Annotated in this window: 14 protein-coding genes; 10 read left to right on the top strand and 4 right to left on the bottom strand. The window is 40.0% G+C overall.

Annotation, left to right across the window (positions count from 1 at the left end; translation table 11 throughout):
• Window positions 1–40 precede the first annotated feature (40 nt).
• Entirely contained in the window at window positions 41–391 is a 351-nt protein-coding gene (gene panD / locus K7X70_RS11290) for an aspartate 1-decarboxylase (protein ID WP_062550751.1), read from the bottom strand.
• A 45-nt stretch (window positions 392–436) separates the two neighbouring features.
• On the bottom strand, window positions 437–1276 hold the full coding sequence (gene panC / locus K7X70_RS11285; RefSeq protein WP_222537210.1) for a pantoate--beta-alanine ligase: 840 nt from the start codon (window positions 1274–1276) through the stop codon (window positions 437–439).
• Window positions 1277–1430: 154 nt separating this feature from the next.
• On the opposite strand from panC, the gene K7X70_RS11280 reads away from it, so the two are divergent.
• The 3 genes from K7X70_RS11280 to glmS all read left to right on the top strand — a co-directional run bounded on the left by K7X70_RS11280 (window position 1431) and on the right by glmS (window position 5629).
• Window positions 1431–2255: a glycogen/starch synthase gene (locus K7X70_RS11280; protein ID WP_255607101.1), complete on the top strand. Its 825-nt coding sequence runs from the start codon at window positions 1431–1433 to the stop codon at window positions 2253–2255.
• A gap of 23 nt (window positions 2256–2278) precedes the next feature.
• On the top strand, window positions 2279–3715 hold the full coding sequence (locus K7X70_RS11275) for a DUF4270 domain-containing protein (RefSeq protein WP_222537208.1): 1437 nt from the start codon (window positions 2279–2281) through the stop codon (window positions 3713–3715).
• 75 nt (window positions 3716–3790) lie between these two features.
• Entirely contained in the window at window positions 3791–5629 is a 1839-nt protein-coding gene (gene glmS, locus K7X70_RS11270; RefSeq protein ID WP_222537207.1) for a glutamine--fructose-6-phosphate transaminase (isomerizing), read from the top strand.
• Between the two features lie 74 nt (window positions 5630–5703).
• Here glmS and K7X70_RS11265 read toward each other — a convergent pair whose 3' ends face one another.
• Together K7X70_RS11265 and mutY are read right to left on the bottom strand one after the other, a co-directional pair.
• A complete protein-coding gene (locus K7X70_RS11265) occupies window positions 5704–6132 on the bottom strand; it encodes a single-stranded DNA-binding protein (RefSeq protein ID WP_222537206.1) in 429 nt (142 codons plus the stop codon).
• Between the two features lie 11 nt (window positions 6133–6143).
• Window positions 6144–7196, bottom strand: coding sequence for an A/G-specific adenine glycosylase (gene mutY / locus K7X70_RS11260; protein ID WP_222537205.1), 1053 nt, complete (start codon window positions 7194–7196; stop codon window positions 6144–6146).
• 172 nt (window positions 7197–7368) lie between these two features.
• Between mutY and K7X70_RS11255 the strand changes: the two genes are divergently transcribed.
• From K7X70_RS11255 to K7X70_RS11225, 7 genes are all read left to right on the top strand, one after another.
• Entirely contained in the window at window positions 7369–7671 is a 303-nt protein-coding gene (locus tag K7X70_RS11255) for an HU family DNA-binding protein (protein ID WP_062550757.1), read from the top strand.
• 6 nt (window positions 7672–7677) lie between these two features.
• The gene (locus K7X70_RS11250) at window positions 7678–8550 is read left to right on the top strand and encodes a tetratricopeptide repeat protein (protein ID WP_222537204.1); all 873 of its coding nucleotides are present in this window, start codon (window positions 7678–7680) and stop codon (window positions 8548–8550) included.
• Window positions 8551–8800: 250 nt separating this feature from the next.
• Entirely contained in the window at window positions 8801–10351 is a 1551-nt protein-coding gene (locus K7X70_RS11245) for an Rne/Rng family ribonuclease (RefSeq protein WP_222537203.1), read from the top strand.
• Window positions 10352–10476: 125 nt separating this feature from the next.
• Window positions 10477–11853, top strand: a complete 1377-nt coding sequence (radA, locus tag K7X70_RS11240; protein WP_222537202.1) for a DNA repair protein RadA — start codon at window positions 10477–10479, stop codon at window positions 11851–11853.
• Between the two features lie 364 nt (window positions 11854–12217).
• Window positions 12218–12685: a DUF4920 domain-containing protein gene (locus tag K7X70_RS11235; RefSeq protein WP_222537201.1), complete on the top strand. Its 468-nt coding sequence runs from the start codon at window positions 12218–12220 to the stop codon at window positions 12683–12685.
• 60 nt (window positions 12686–12745) lie between these two features.
• On the top strand, window positions 12746–13309 hold the full coding sequence (locus tag K7X70_RS11230; protein WP_222537200.1) for a LemA family protein: 564 nt from the start codon (window positions 12746–12748) through the stop codon (window positions 13307–13309).
• Window positions 13309–14265, top strand: a complete 957-nt coding sequence (locus K7X70_RS11225; protein ID WP_222537199.1) for a DUF3137 domain-containing protein — start codon at window positions 13309–13311, stop codon at window positions 14263–14265. Before K7X70_RS11230 ends, K7X70_RS11225 begins: the two co-directional genes overlap by 1 nt.
• Window positions 14266–14335: the final 70 nt, after the last annotated feature.

Here is a 14335-nt window from a genome sequence, read left to right as displayed (position 1 = left end):
TATGGCTGCATAGCATTATTTTACACTATACCATTTCTTGCTATTTTAAAAGGCGATTGTTATCGTCAGGAAAAACGAGCACAGGATGGTATTTCTTCGCTTCTTCGATGGGCAGGGAGCCAAAAGACATAATGATCAGAATATCACCGACCTGTACTTTTCTGGCTACGGCACCATTTAAGCAAACAATACCGGTTCCACGTTCGCCCTTAATCACGTAAGTTTCAAAACGTTCTCCGTTATTGTTGTTTACAATCTGCACCTTTTCATTGGCAATGATCTGGGCAGCATCCATCAGATCCTGATCGATGGTGATACTACCTACGTAGTTCAATTCTGCCTGTGTTACTTTAACACGGTGTATTTTCGATTTTAATATCTCGATAATCATAATTCAAAGTTACGAATTTTTGTAATTAGGGTGTTTAATGGATTGTCAGTTGAGGAGCATATTATCTATTAACCGCGTCTGACCCACCTTTGCGGCCACTAACGCCACGATATCCGGTTGATTTTCATCGGCCTCCGGAAGCAGTGTTTTCCCATTTGCAATGGTAAAGTAGTCGAGATCCACACCAGGAATGGCAGCGATCATCTTTTTCGCATTTTCCAGTAATTCCGGAATGCTGACTGTTTTAAAATTATCCTTTACATACTGCAATGCTTCGCTCAATACCAGGGCATTTTTGCGGTCATCTTTGCTCAGGTGAATGTTTCTGGAGCTCATTGCCAGGCCGTCGTCTTCTCTGATGATCGGGCAGGAAATGATCTGAACTGGCAGCTTAAAATAGGCCACCATATTTTCAATCATCAGCACCTGCTGAAAATCTTTTTGTCCGAAGAAAGCCAGGTCTGGATTCACGGCATTGAACAGTTTGTTTACGATTTGTGTCACCCCCTGATAGTGTCCTCTTCTGAATTCACCTTCAAGTAAGAACTCTGCTGGTCCCAGGTCGATGTGCCATTCCTCAGACTCAGGGTACATTTCCTGAACAGAAGGCATGAATACCACATCACAACCTGCAGCCAAAAGCATTTCCATATCGTGTGCTAAAGGACGGGGATATTTCTCCAGATCCTTCGGGTCTGTAAACTGGGTTGGATTTACAAAAATGCTGCAAACCACTACATCAGCATGCTGCTGCGCAACCTCAATCAGAGACACATGTCCTTTGTGCAAAGCACCCATAGTAGGCACTAAAGCAATTTTCTGTTGACCCAATTTTATTGGTTCAAGCAACGACTTTAACGCTGCGATGGTGTTTATAACTTTCAAACTAGCCTATAAAATTTCAAAGGGCAAAGTTGGTTAATAATACATTCCAAACAAAACATCTTGCCTATATAATTGATAAATGTTATTATTTTGCTTACCTTTGCCCCTTGATAATCTTTTCTTTAACATAATTATTTATTTACAGAATATGGAGATGGCCAAAACGAAGCTACTGATTGTTACACACGAGATGTCGCCTTTCCTTGAACTCACTAAAATTTCAGAAATTACCCGTCAGCTACCACAGGCGATGCAAGATAAAGGATTTGAGATCCGCATTTTGATGCCTAGATTCGGGAATATTAATGAAAGAAGGAACAGATTGCACGAAGTGATACGTCTTTCAGGAATGAACATTATCATTGATGATAATGACAACCCTTTAATTATTAAAGTTGCCTCTATTCCAGCTGCTCGTATGCAGGTTTACTTCCTGGATAACGAAGATTATTTCCAACGCAAATACGTTTTTAGAGACAAAGAAGAAAAATTCTATGCGGACAATGATGAGAGAACGATCTTCTTTTGCAAAGGCGCATTGGAGACGGTTAAGAAACTAGGATGGGCTCCTGATATCGTGCATTGCCACGGCTGGATGACTTCTTTAGTTCCTGCTTACATCAAGACTTCTTATAAGAATGATCCTACTTTCAAGAATGCGAAAGTGGTGTATTCTATCTATGAGAACTGCTTTACAGAGAAGCTTCATGCCGATCTTCATAAGAAGGCTGTCATGAATGCCATGACGCTTGAGGACACGAAAATGTTTGAAAATGCCGACTGTAATACCATGCATATCGGGGCGATTACTTACTCAGATGCTGTAGTTTTAGCACATGATAAAATCGATGCTGATGTGTTAAAATTTGTTAAAGATTCTAATAAACCAACTTTAGCCTTTAATTTAACCGAGGATTTCGAAAACTTCTACTCTTTATATGAAGAGATTTCGGATGAAGAATTGGTTTCTATAGCATAAACTCAGGTATTATTAATTTAAATATGAAATTTACAAAACAAGACTTATTAACCATGTTGATAGGTCTTTTTCTTTTTTCTTCGTGTAAAGATAACAACACGATTGGCCTTGCTCCAGATGGTGATGCCATTTCCGGAGATTTATACGACAATACAACGCTTACCACTCGCACTCAGCGTGAAGACGCGGTTGCTGCAAGTGCATTAACCAGATTTCCAATCGGTTTGATGGTGGATCCTGTGTTTGGAACCTCTGAAGCTGGGGTTGCGATGACGGTAAATATTCCTTCGGTAGGTTACCGCTTTGGAAATAACCCAATTGTAGATTCCGCAGTATTGGTATTGCCATACTCCACTCAGTTTTATGGTGACTCTACTGCAAAGTATGATTTCGCGGTAAAACAATTGACTACAGACATGTCATTAGAGACGAGCTATTTAAGCAGCAAAGAATGGTTCAAGAATACAAGTGACGTTTTAGGTACAAATCTGGACCACCAGCAGCGCCCAACTACCAGCTTTAAAGTAACCAATATTGTAACCGGCAAACCGGATACAGCAGCAACGGTTGCTCCTCAGTTGAGAATTCGTCTGAATCCAACCCTGATTCAGAATAGAATTGTTAAGCTGGACACCAATATTTACGCCAGAAACGACCTGTTTACCAGCAAGTTTAATGGCCTTTATGTGAATGTGACCAGAGCAACAGGTGTTGGTGCAATAGCATTTTTCAATTTTGATCAGATCACAGACGTAAACAACGGCGCAAAACTACAGATCTATTACCGCAAAGATGGAACGAGTCCATTAACGTTTGATACGGTTTCTGTAATTTTTCCGATCGATAAAACGACTTCTCCGGTGAGTGCTTATGTGAAGCATACTTATACCGCTGATATCAACACGCAATTGAACGACCCTTCGGCTACGCAATACCCAAAAACGTATATACAAGGCTTAACCGGCTTAAGAAACAAGATCAGCTTTGATTTTAGCGAGTTTAAAACCTTAACTGCCGGTTCGAAAGTATCTGTCAACAAAGCGGAACTGGTGATTGACCTGAGCCCTGAAGATGATGTTTATTTTAAACCTGCACCAAGATTGAGACTGTACAGATATGATGCGGCGGGCTTGGCAATCAACCTTCCTGATAATGACCGTGCGGTTAGTGGTGTATCTGCTGGTGATCCAAGAGCACTTCCAGCACAGGAATTGTTTGGCGGATACTTTGATTCTGTCAACAGAAGGTACATTTTTAGTATCACTGCCTATGTTCAGGATTTAATAGATGGAAAAAAACAGGACTATGGCACATTTATAGCGCCAACGCCAAGTACAGAATTCACCTTGAGCCCTTGGGCAGCATCTGCAGAACGTTCCATTTTACTGGCACCGGTAAAAAATGCAGCAGCAGGAACAAAACGTATGAAATTGAACATCTTTTATACAAAAGTGAGATAATTTAACCCCAACCATATTCATATCCCCCGAGATTCAGTAATTTCGGGGGATTTATTTTTTTTAAACATTTTTTCTATGTGTGGAATAGTTGGTTACATTGGTCATCGGGAAGCTTGGCCAATCGTCCTCAAAGGACTGAAAAGATTAGAATACCGGGGTTATGACAGCGCAGGAATTGCATTGTTGAACGGTACCGGTTTAAACATTTATAAAAAAGCAGGAAAAGTCAAGGAACTAGAGAATTTCTCTGTAGGGAAAGACCTTTCCGGAACGATCGGGATTGGACATACCAGGTGGGCAACCCATGGTGCACCATCTGACCGAAATTCTCATCCTCATACTTCTAACAGCGGCAAATTGTCCATCATCCACAACGGAATCATAGAAAACTATGCGACGTTAAAGGAAGAGCTGATCAATAGAGGTCATGAATTTAAAAGTGACACGGATACCGAAGTATTGGTTCATTTGATCGAAGAGATCTATAAAAATGAAAACACAGATCTTTATGAAGCGGTTAGACTGGCCTTAAATGAGGTGACTGGTGCTTATGCCATCGTATTGATGGATGAGGATCAGCCAGAGCAGCTGATTGCGGCAAGAAAAGGAAGTCCTTTGGTCATCGGTGTAGGTACAGGTGAGTATTTTATTGCTTCGGATGCGACTCCGATCATTGAGTACACTAAAAATGTGATTTACCTGAACGACAATGAGGTGGCACTGGTAAAACGCGACGAGTTATTGATCAAAAGGTTGGACAATGTGGTTCAGACACCATATATCCAGGCCCTGGAATTGAAACTGGAAATGCTGGAAAAAGGTGGCTATGAGCATTTCATGCTGAAAGAAATCTTTGAACAGTCGCGTTCTATCCGGGATTGTATGCGTGGCAGGATCTATCCTAATGAAGGAATCGTACAGCTTGGCGGAATTAAAGAATATGCCGATAAACTGAAAAACATCGATCGCATCATCATCGTTGCCTGTGGTACTTCATGGCATGCCGGTTTGGTAGCGGAATACCTGATCGAAGAATATGCAAGAATTCCTGTGGAAGTAGAATATGCTTCTGAATTCAGGTATAGAAATCCGATTATCACCGAAAAAGACATCGTGATTGCGATTTCTCAATCCGGAGAAACGGCAGATACCATGGCAGCAATTGAAATGGCCAAAGAAAGAGGTGCTACTATTTTTGGAGTTTGTAACGTAGTAGGTTCTTCTATCCCGAGGTTAACGCATGCAGGAGTTTATACGCATGCCGGACCAGAAATCGGGGTAGCTTCTACCAAAGCATTTACCGCTCAGGTAACGGTATTAACGCTGATGGCCTTTTATATGGCACAGCAAAAAGGCACCATTACCAAATCTAAACTAGTAGAACTATTAACAGAATTGGATTCTATCCCAGATAAGATTCAAAAAGCATTAGAATCTAACGATTTGATCCAAGAAATTGCAGCAAAATTCAAAGATTCGAGAAACTGTCTATTCCTTGGAAGAGGGAGCGGCTTCCCTGTTGCGCTAGAAGGCGCTTTAAAGCTCAAGGAGATCTCTTATATCCATGCGGAAGGTTATCCAGCCGCCGAGATGAAACACGGTCCTATCGCCTTAATTGACGAAGAAATGCCAGTAGTCGTGATTGCGACGAAAAATTCTTCCTATGAGAAGGTAATCAGCAATATCCAGGAAGTGAAAGCAAGAAAAGGAATTGTGTTGGCAATTGTAACCGAAGGAGACACAGAAGTAAGAAAAATGGCAGATTACTGCATCGAGATTCCGGATTCAAGTGAGGCTTTCTTACCATTATTGGCCACGATACCATTGCAGTTATTGTCGTACCATATTGCATTAATGCGCGGCTGTAACGTTGATCAGCCAAGAAACCTGGCGAAATCTGTTACGGTAGAGTAAGTATTTATTGATACTGAAAACGTAGCTACTGAAAACGGGTTGGAATTCTTCCAACCCGTTTTTTTTATGCTGATTTAAAAAGGCAGATCTCCTGACACCTCTGTTGGATCCAGGTATTCCGTTTCACTTTTTGGCGTCGTATTTTCAGTGGTTACCGGTGTCTGCTCAAAATCACTTTTTCTACCTAAAATGGTAAAATTTTCAGCAACAACTTCGGTAACATATTTTTTAACTTTTTCACGGTCTTCGAAAGAACGGGTACGCAGCTTTCCTTCAATATAGACCAATTTCCCTTTCTGCAAATATTTGGAGGCCACTTCTGCCAGGCCTCTCCATAAAACAATGTTATGCCATTCCGTCTGCTCAATGCGCTTACCATCTTTGTTATAGGTCTCTGATGTTGCCAATGGAAAACTAGCTACAGTTACCCCTCCTTCTAAATGTCTAACTTCAGGATCTTTGCCTAAATGTCCGACTAAAATAACTTTGTTAATACCTGACATGGAATCTATTTTTACTGTTTAATTGAATTGGAATTCATAAAATTTGTAATCACTTTAGGTTGAGGCAGCTCCTCAAATTCTGCCAGGGATACCCATTTTATTTCTGCATCCTTCTTAAAGTTAATGATATAATTGTCTAAAACAAAAAATTGAACATATATAGTTTGGTGTGTCAGTAAATGTTTTTGCGCTGATATTGGGCTGATCAGACAGTCGGGGCCAAAGTTATTTTTTAATTCCGGCAGAAAACTTTCCTGGGTTTCCAGGTAATTTTTTTCCGTTTCTATTAATGGGAAATCGTACAATTCCTGCCATACATCGCCGGCACTCCGTTTTTTTACCAGCAGGTTTTCCTCTTCCTGACACACAAAATAATTGAAATAACGGGTCCGTTTTTTCAGTTTTTTGAGTTTCAAAGGGAGTACATTGACCTGCTCGTTGGCTCTGGCATAGCAGCCGGGCCGAACCGGACAACTTGCGCAATCCGGGGATTTCGGTTTGCATTGCAGCGCGCCAAATTCCATGATGGCCTGGTTGTAAACAGAAGGATGCTGACCTTCGATCAGGTCATTGGCCAGAGCCGTAAATTCCTTCTTTCCTTCGGTACTGTTGATGGCTGTTTTTATGCCGAAATACCTGGACAATACACGGAAAACATTTCCATCTAAAACGGCTCTGGATTCGTTGGCCGAAAAAGAGGAAATAGCTGCTGCTGTATATTCTCCGACCCCTTTTAGCTGGACCAGTTCATCGTACTTCTGCGGAAAAATGCCCCCATAATTTTCCTGGATCTGTCTTGCAGTAAACAGCATATTTCTTCCTCTGGAGTAATAACCTAAACCTTGCCATAATTTAAGGATCTGGGCCTCTGAGGCATTCGCAAAATCATTGACCGTAGGATAGTTTTGCAAAAACCGCTGAAAATAAGGGAGGCCTTGTTCTACACGGGTTTGCTGCAAAATAATTTCAGACAGCCAGATCACATAAGCGTCGGTAGTGTCTCTCCAGGGAAGCTCCCTTTTATTGATGGAATACCATTTAACGATTTCTCTCTGAAAACTCATAAGCACAAAAATACGCGGTAAATATTTATTTTTACTAAAACTTGCAATTCGGTGATACTCTTGGCGACAAATAAATCATCTTTTATTTTCCTATCTCATTAAAAAGCAATACTTTTGCAACCCCAAAACACTTATAAAGTATATAACACACTATAAATTAATAACAGAGAATATGACTAAGGCAGATATTATTTCAGAAATATCAACGAAAACAGGAATTGAAAAGGTAGATGTACAAGAAACCGTTGAGGCATTTTTCAAGGTCATCAAAAACAGCATGATTGGTGGAGAAAATGTATATGTTAGGGGTTTTGGTAGTTTTGTTGTTAAAAAAAGAGCACAAAAAACTGCAAGGAATATTTCTAAAAACACTGCAATTATTATCCCGGAACACTTCGTTCCAAGCTTTAAACCAGCAAAAGTATTTGTTGATAAAGTGAAAAATAATTCAAAAATAGTTAGCGTAGAAGCTTAATTCATTATGATCAAGAATATCCGAACTAAACAAGCCATATTGATAGGAGCAGTTGTACTGCTTGTAGCGTTTTTGTTTACACGGGATATTAAAGGGTTGGTAAAGCCAAAGGAAGAAACCAGCAGTGCCCCTGCAGGTGGTCCAATGAGTGCGCAAGCCCCGGCAGCAGCAGAAATCAATCTTAAAGAGGTTTCGACTGTCGCTAAAAACACCATCAATGCCAGTTTAGCCGCTGAAATCGTTACCCTTGAAAATGCGTATAACAGCGCTTCCGAAGACAAAAAAGCTACAGAAGCAAAATTATTAGCGAAGAAATGGGATGATTTAGAGCAAACAGTTCCAAGTGCATTATATTTGGAAATTGTAGCCAGTAAAGAACCTACATTGAACAATTGGTTGACTGCCGGAGATACATTTATGAAGGCATTTGACAACACCCGGGACAGTGTATTGTTACCTGCATTATTGCAAAAAGCGAATCTCGCTTATACAAATGCAGTGAAGATAGACTCGACCAGCAATGATGCTAAAACAGGCCTTGGAATTACCATCGTTAACGGAATGGGTGCGCCAATGGCTGGGATAGCAATGTTAATGGACGTTGTAAAGAAAGATCCGAAAAACTTAAAAGCAAATATGAGTTTAGGTACTTTCGCGATGAAATCGGGACAATTTGACAAAGCAATAACCAGGTTCCAAAACATTATTGCCATGAAGCCTTCTCCAGATGCTTATTTCTATTTGGGAACGGCCTATGAAAACCTTGGAAAAAACACGGAAGCTATTGAAGCCTACGAAAAGAGTAAAAAATTAGCTGCAAACGCGACCTTGTCGAAGTTTATCGATGATAAAGTGGATGCGTTAAAGAATAAAAAATAATAAACAGATTTACGAAAATATTTAAAACCCAAAAATTATGCCAAGCGGTAAGAAAAGAAAGAGACATAAAATGGCTACTCACAAACGCAAAAAACGTTTAAGAAAAAACAGACATAAGAAAAAATAGGTTTTCTTAATGTTTTGCTCAACAACTAAGGCTAGGATTTGATCGTAGCCTTAATTGTTGGTAGCAATATTTTTTTTATTGTCCATGTGTTAATAAGGCGAATAGCCTTAAAATCTGTAGCTTTTGGTAAAGGAACTCATTATAGATTCATCTCCCTCGGGAGTAACCATAGCTTTAGTTGAAGACAAACAGCTTGTAGAACTTCATAAGGAACTCATCAATAACAATTACGCTGTAGGCGATATATATTTGGGCCGCATAAAGAAAATTATGCCTGGTCTGAATGCTGCGTTCGTTGATGTGGGTTACGAAAAGGATGCTTTTTTGCATTACTTCGACCTTGGTCCACAAGTACAATCTTTAATTAAGCTTACTAAAATCAAGCGTAATGGCTCTGTTAGCGGAACTTTATTAGATAATTTCAAGCTAGAAGGAGACATTAACAAAGCTGGGAAGATCTCTGAAGTGGTCAGCAAGAATCTTGTCTTACCAGTTCAAATCGCCAAAGAACCGATTTCAACAAAGGGGCCACGTTTAAGTTCAGACTTATCTATAGCAGGACGCTATATTGTGCTGGTTCCCTTCTCTAATGTCATCTCGATTTCCAAAAAGATTAAAAGCAATACGGAACGTAATCGTTTAAAAAAGATTATCGAAAGTATTAAGCCTAAGAACTTTGGAGTGATTATTAGAACGGTTTCTGAGGGTAAAGGCGTTGCCGAACTTCAAAAAGACCTTTTGGACTCTGTTACAAAATGGGAAAACTTCATCAAGAAGTTACCTGATGCAGAACCTTCAAAACGTGTTTGGGGAGAGATGGATCGTACTTCCACGCTTATCCGTGACATTTTAAGTACCGACTTTACTAACGTTTATGTGAACGATAGTAACTTGTTTGAAGACATTCGTTCTTATGTGCATGAAATCTCTCCTGAGATGGAGAAGATCGTGAAGATCTACAAGCATAAAGAACCGATATTTGAACATTTCGGTATTGAAAAGCAAATTAAAAATGCTTTCGGAAAAACAGTAAACCTGGCCGGTGGTGCCTACTTAGTGGTAGAACATACCGAAGCATTGCATGTGGTTGACGTGAACAGCGGAAACAGAACAGCAAGCAAAGAAAATCAGGAAGAAAATGCCCTTCAGGTAAATAAAGAAGCGGCGAAAGAAATTGCGAGACAATTGCGCTTACGTGATATGGGTGGTATTGTAGTAATCGATTTTATCGACATGCACAAGCCTGCAAACCGTAAGATGTTATTTGATTATCTGAAGGAACTGATGCTCCTGGATCGTGCGAAACATACCATATTGCCTCCAAGCAAATTTGGTCTTGTTCAAATCACACGTCAGCGTGTTAGACCGGAGATGAACATCGTAACCAGTGAAAAATGCCCAACCTGTGACGGTACGGGTGAAATTAAGGCAAGTATTGTATTAATGGATGACATTGAGAACAATCTGACCTATATTTTGCAGGAGCAAAACGAAAAAAATATTACACTTTGTGTACACCCTTATATTGAGGCTTACATCAAAAAAGGGTTCATATCTCTACAATGGAAATGGTTCTTTAAATTCGGACAAAGAATCAAAATCAAGGCGGTTCCTTCTTATAACCTCACTGAATTCCATTTTATTTCGTCTAAAGACGAAGAGATTAAATTATAATCACGGTTAAATTTCTTTAAACAGGCCTGCTCCTTCCGGAACAGGCCTGTTTGCTTTTAAAGGGTTTTTTAATCCGCATTTAGCGCGAATTATCTTAAATTTACAGCACATTAAAAATCAATCAATTGGCTAAAACTAAATCAGCATATTTTTGTCAGAATTGCGGGCATGAAGCAGCAAAGTGGCTTGGAAAATGTCCTTCCTGTAACGAATGGAACACTTTTGTAGAAGAAGTGATCGAAAAGGCAGGCTCAAAAGTACCGGCCTGGAAAACTTCTACAACCGGCACAAGAGTAAATAAGCCGAATAAAGTAGACCACATCATCTCTATCACTGAGGATCGGATTTTAACTGGTGATCAGGAGCTGGATCGGGTATTGGGTGGTGGCCTGGTAGCGGGTTCCGTAATTTTAATCGGCGGCGAGCCGGGCATCGGGAAATCAACATTGATGCTGCAACTGGCTTTAAACATCCCCGGCAAAAAGATTTTATACATCTCCGGAGAAGAAAGTGAGCAGCAGATTAAAATGAGGGCGGAAAGGATCACCTCCAACCCTACCTCAGATTGCTATATCCTGACGGAAACTTCTACTCAAAATATTTTCAAACAGATTGAAGAACTGAACCCGGATCTGCTGATTGTAGATTCTATTCAGACGCTTCATTCCGCTCATATTGATGCCACACCTGGCAGTGTTTCACAGGTCCGTGAATGTACTTCGGAGCTGCTGAGGTTTGCCAAAGAAACGGATACCCCGGTGTTTTTAATCGGCCACATTACCAAAGACGGGGCTATTGCAGGTCCAAAAATCCTGGAACACATGGTAGACACGGTATTGCAGTTCGAGGGCGACCGAAATCATGTTTACCGGATTTTACGCTCTATTAAAAACCGTTTTGGGGCAGCTGCAGAACTGGGAATCTATGCAATGCACAGTACAGGATTAAGGCAAGTTTCCAATCCTTCAGAGATTTTATTGTCGCAGAGGGATGAAGAGATGAGTGGAATTGCGATTTCAGCCACTTTAGAAGGCGCCAGACCCATGTTAATAGAAACGCAGGCTTTGGTAAGTGCCGCCGCTTACGGAACGCCTCAGCGATCTTCTAATGGCTTCGACACCAAAAGAATGAATATGCTCCTGGCGGTACTGGAAAAAAGATGCGGATTCAGGCTGAGCACCAGGGATGTATTTTTGAACATCGCCGGTGGAATTAAAGTGGAAGATCCTGCGATTGATTTAGCCATTTTAGTGGCCATCATCTCTTCTCATGAAGACATCTTTATTTCTTCAAAGATCTGCTTTGCAGCTGAGGTTGGCCTTTCCGGCGAGATCAGAGCAGTGAATCGGATTGAACAGCGGATTTCAGAAGCGGAAAAGCTGGGTTTTGAAAGGATTTTCATTTCTAATTATAATATGAAAGGCCTGATCACTGAAAGGTATAAAATTGAACTGACGCCAGTTAGCAAAATCGAAGATGTTTTCTCCTTGCTGTTTGGATAATCAGGGAAACAGAATTGATAAGTAAGGAGATATTTCCCCAATTTGAGGAAACGAGTAATACTTTTTCTACATATTGGGGATTTTATTCTACGCCATAGATTCGTTACATTCCTGCTTTTTATTTGAAATTGCCCTGAATATCAACAAGTTAAATATCTGGCACGGGATTTTTAAAAATCGGCCTATAAGTTGTCTAATGTATATTGTTAATCATTTATGATTTAACAACAATAGGGATGATTATCCTCGTTATCGATAGATAACGAGGATTTTTTGTTTTGTAGCCATTCTTTCGTGAAATTTCCAGGAAATTTGATATTTTTATTGCTAATCAAAAGAATTTCAATCTTTTAATCCTAATCTCATGAAAAAAGTACTATTAAGCCTTTGCTTGTCTGCACTTAGCATTTGTGCAATGGCGCAAGACAATACACCACTTCAAGGCAAATCTTTTGGAACTGGCGTTACTTCAGGCAACCTGATTCCCGCTGCTAAAATGGAATCCAATATGGGTGCTGAAAAGACGGTAGACATGAAAATTACCGGTCAAGTAGTAGAAGTTTGTCAGAAAAAAGGCTGCTGGATGACCTTAAAAATGCCTTCTGGTGAAGCAATGCGTGTTACTTTTAAAGACTACGCCTTTTTTATGCCAATGGATATAGTAGGTAAAAATGTAGCACTAGATGGTCTTGCGAAAAAACAAATCATCTCTGCAGAAACATTACGTCATTACGCAGAAGATGCACATAAACCAGCCTCGGAAATCGCAAAAATTATAGCACCTAAAAAGGAATTGGCTTTTGAAGCAAAAGGAGTAACGATTCTGGAATAACCAGATGTTTCCTATTAATTTCATAACCTCCATTCTCATTTAACCTCTTAAATTTATCTTATGATCATTGCCGGCATTATCATACTTGTACTTATACTAGCGTTTATTTGTATTTCCATCTACAATTCCTTAATTGCAAAGAAGAACGAAACTGACAATGCTTTTGCAGCAATTGATGCGATGCTGAAAAAACGCTTCGACCTCCTGCCTAACCTGGTGGAAACGGTAAAAAGGTATATGCAATATGAAGGTGATCTGCTCACAAAGGTCGTTGCCTTAAGGAGCCGTGCCAGCAGTCCTCATTTGAGTAATGATGAGAAGTTGAAAATCGACCAGGAACTCAGTCACGAGGTAAAAGGGCTAATGGTCAATGTGGAGAATTATCCCAACCTTAAAGCGGACCAGAGTTTCGCAAATCTACAAACCATCTGGACGGAAAGCGAGGAACAAATTGCTGCCGCCAGAAGGAATTACAACGCTGCAATTACAGATTACAACAATGCCATCATGATGTTTCCAGGTAGCATCTTTGCAGGAATGTTAAATTATACAGTTAAACCAGTACTCACTATTCCAGAAGCAGAACGCAGTAATATCAGCGCAAAAGACCTTTTTAACAGTTAATGACGGCTATAGTTTCTTTGGATCCTGCCACAAAGGAGGTTTTAAAAACTTTAGAAGCAACCCGGATCGCTTTGCGAAGGAAGATGATTGCACATATCATCATTTGCAGTGCAGGGGCATTGATCGCCTTATTCGGCTTTACATCAACCCATCTTCCAATTGGCATTATAGGCATCATTTGCTTGATTACCGGATTCGTTTTAATGGCAATGAACTCAACAGCAGTAGACCAGTATCGTTTGGATTTTAAGGAAAAGCTGATTGCTCAAGCCTTAAAATCAATCGACCAGAGTCTTAAAATTGATCCTAAAAGAGGTTTACCTGAAAATGGATTCATTAAATCTTTACTTTTCAGCAGGAGGCCTGATAAGTATCATAGTGAAGATCTTGTGGAAGGAAATGCCGGAAAAACAAAGTTTAGTTTTTCAGAAGTAAAAGCACATTATAAAGAAGTCACCAACACTAAAAAAGGGCGTCAGGAAACCTGGCACGAGATTTTTAGTGGAGTAATTTTTCAGGCTGATTTTAACAAACACTTCAAAGGTGCTACTGTGGTTCAAACCAGAACATTTGGGAGCAGTATTTCCGATTGGTTTGTGAGTAATGTTCCTTTGCTTTCGGGATATGATAGCCGTGTTAAATTAGAGAGCCCGGAATTTGAAAAGACTTTTACCACCCATTCTTCAGATCAGATTGAAGCAAGATATATCCTGACTCCATTGATGATGGAATCGATCTGTGCACTCAACGACAGGTGTAAATACAGTATCAGCCTCTCTTTCATTGAAAATATGGTGAATATCGCCTTTCCATTATCCAAGAATTATTTTGAGGCCTCATTGTTTAAAAGTCTGCTGAACGATGACTTGATGCGAGATGACATAGATCTGGTACTCCATATTTACCAGGTGATTGACACACTAGATTTAAACACGCGGATCTGGGGAAAAAATTAACCTGATTTTTTAAAGACACGAAACTGTTAAGGTCGCTTTCTAAAAAAAATCAGGTTGCATAAAAAAAGTC

This window comes from Pedobacter polysacchareus (assembly GCF_019802255.1).
Taxonomy (GTDB): domain Bacteria; phylum Bacteroidota; class Bacteroidia; order Sphingobacteriales; family Sphingobacteriaceae; genus Pedobacter; species Pedobacter polysacchareus.
Note: the sequence above shows the minus strand (reverse complement) of the source record. Positions and strands in the feature narration are given on the sequence as shown.

Excerpts from the sequence above, each read along its gene's own strand:
- panD (WP_062550751.1), bottom strand. The coding sequence starts at position 391 with ATGATTATCGAGATATTAAAATCGAAAATACACCGTGTTAAAGTAACA.
- K7X70_RS11280 (WP_255607101.1), top strand. The coding sequence starts at position 1,431 with ATGGCCAAAACGAAGCTACTGATTGTTACACACGAGATGTCGCCTTTC.
- K7X70_RS11275 (WP_222537208.1), top strand. The coding sequence starts at position 2,279 with ATGAAATTTACAAAACAAGACTTATTAACCATGTTGATAGGTCTTTTT.
- glmS (WP_222537207.1), top strand. The coding sequence starts at position 3,791 with ATGTGTGGAATAGTTGGTTACATTGGTCATCGGGAAGCTTGGCCAATC.
- K7X70_RS11265 (WP_222537206.1), bottom strand. The coding sequence starts at position 6,132 with ATGTCAGGTATTAACAAAGTTATTTTAGTCGGACATTTAGGCAAAGAT.
- mutY (WP_222537205.1), bottom strand. The coding sequence starts at position 7,196 with ATGAGTTTTCAGAGAGAAATCGTTAAATGGTATTCCATCAATAAAAGG.
- K7X70_RS11255 (WP_062550757.1), top strand. The coding sequence starts at position 7,369 with ATGACTAAGGCAGATATTATTTCAGAAATATCAACGAAAACAGGAATT.
- K7X70_RS11250 (WP_222537204.1), top strand. The coding sequence starts at position 7,678 with ATGATCAAGAATATCCGAACTAAACAAGCCATATTGATAGGAGCAGTT.
- K7X70_RS11235 (WP_222537201.1), top strand. The coding sequence starts at position 12,218 with ATGAAAAAAGTACTATTAAGCCTTTGCTTGTCTGCACTTAGCATTTGT.
- K7X70_RS11230 (WP_222537200.1), top strand. The coding sequence starts at position 12,746 with ATGATCATTGCCGGCATTATCATACTTGTACTTATACTAGCGTTTATT.
- K7X70_RS11225 (WP_222537199.1), top strand. The coding sequence starts at position 13,309 with ATGACGGCTATAGTTTCTTTGGATCCTGCCACAAAGGAGGTTTTAAAA.